The sequence below is a fragment of the Caballeronia sordidicola genome (assembly GCF_002220365.1).
GTDB lineage: Bacteria > Pseudomonadota > Gammaproteobacteria > Burkholderiales > Burkholderiaceae > Caballeronia > Caballeronia sordidicola_C.
Genome location: NZ_MTHB01000137.1, coordinates 1 through 1365, shown reverse-complemented (window position 1 = coordinate 1365; position 1365 = coordinate 1). Strand labels below are relative to the sequence as shown.

The 1365-nt window shown below is 57.4% G+C and carries 1 protein-coding gene and 1 pseudogene; one reads left to right on the top strand and one right to left on the bottom strand.

From position 1 onward, the window contains the following. Nucleotides 1-232: 232 nt before the first annotated feature. Entirely contained in the window at nt 233-544 is a 312-nt protein-coding gene (locus BSU04_RS21975) for a hypothetical protein (RefSeq protein WP_179258172.1), read from the top strand. Nucleotides 545-1072: 528 nt separating this feature from the next. On the opposite strand, the pseudogene BSU04_RS47150 reads toward BSU04_RS21975, so the two are convergent. Continuing rightward, nucleotides 1073-1365 (bottom strand): annotated as a pseudogene (locus tag BSU04_RS47150) (hypothetical protein); the annotation flags it as partial.

Here is a 1365-nt window from a genome sequence, read left to right as displayed (position 1 = left end):
TGCTTGTCCGATGAACTCCGCCTCGGAGACGGTGAAGCGACACTCGATACTGAACCCGCGATATTCGAATCGCATGTGCCCTCCGAACGGGAAGCAGCAGTTAAAGGTATACGTTCGCTCGTAACAGATCGGCGTCTCCCGGCAAATTTATGTGTTCGATCGCACACATAGCAGGCGATTAACGCGGAGCCAGGTTGAGTCGTGTAGATACTGTGACTATCGGGAGGAAATTGTGGATATTGATCGCATAGCGTTTCAAGGCACGCTTTCTCTGTTTCTGCGCGACCGGCCTCGGGGCACCACCGTGGACTTGAACGAATTTACCGTCGCCTATTGGGACGGGCGCCGTGTCGCCGGCGCGCATCTGCGGCATGACGGAAGCGGGCGACTCGACGAAGCATTCGATTTTGATGAGCGCATGTGCGATCAGTTGCAAGATGACTTAGTCGCATGGATGGGCAACCCGCGCTATACGGTGCATCCCGAGCTAGACGACTGGCTCAATGGCGAGCGGCAGTCAGATGCGAGCGCCGATCGCCACTGAAGCGTGCAAAGCACGATTCCTTCGCTCCAGATTCTCGGTGGTCTTAAGGCCACCCTTGCTCTCCGGTGTTCGCGCGTTGGATTCCACAGCTGGTCAACGCCCTGCTTTTCCTGCGCGATCGCCATGCCGATCTGCCACCTGCCCGCTGCAGGAACTGTATGACCACTGATGCTTCGATGGTGTTGACAACCGAATCGACCATCTCGGCGTGCAGACACGACGCTTCGGTCTTCGAAGCACCCTTTGTACGAAGCCTCATCCCCCGGATAAGCGCAATGAGCGGTCCGCCGTCATGCGAGATGTGAACTCCGGCGGACGTCAGCGAGAGCGGCGGCCGCGGGGACTCGACCCGCCCTACCGGTCTTTGATCCAACAGCCAGACTTGCCCGAGTGATCGATTGGCTGCCTCACCCCACACGAGGATAAGTGAAACGATGTCAGGCGGTCGAAATCGCGAACTGACATCTTGAGTTTGACGCGTTTACCCGGAGCCAACCGCCACAATCAGAGCCGCCTAACCTGATGCGCTCAGGCTGATTGCGCAGTCGTTAGCTTGGGGCCAGTACGCGGTGTCGCTATCGCCGTCTGCGGCTCTCGTCGTTGATCACTAACCTGTTCGATACCGTTCTTTAAAACCGATTCGCAAAACACCAACCGCGATCGATAGTAGTCGGCGTGTACCTGTGCATCGAGGATTCGTTGCTCTGCTTGGAATAGCTCCATGCGTAACTCTGGCAACGCTTTTTGAGCCTGTTGCTCCACGGTAGGCGCGTAGCGAGCCGCCCAACTTGCTAACCATCGCAGCATGTCTGATCTCCCTG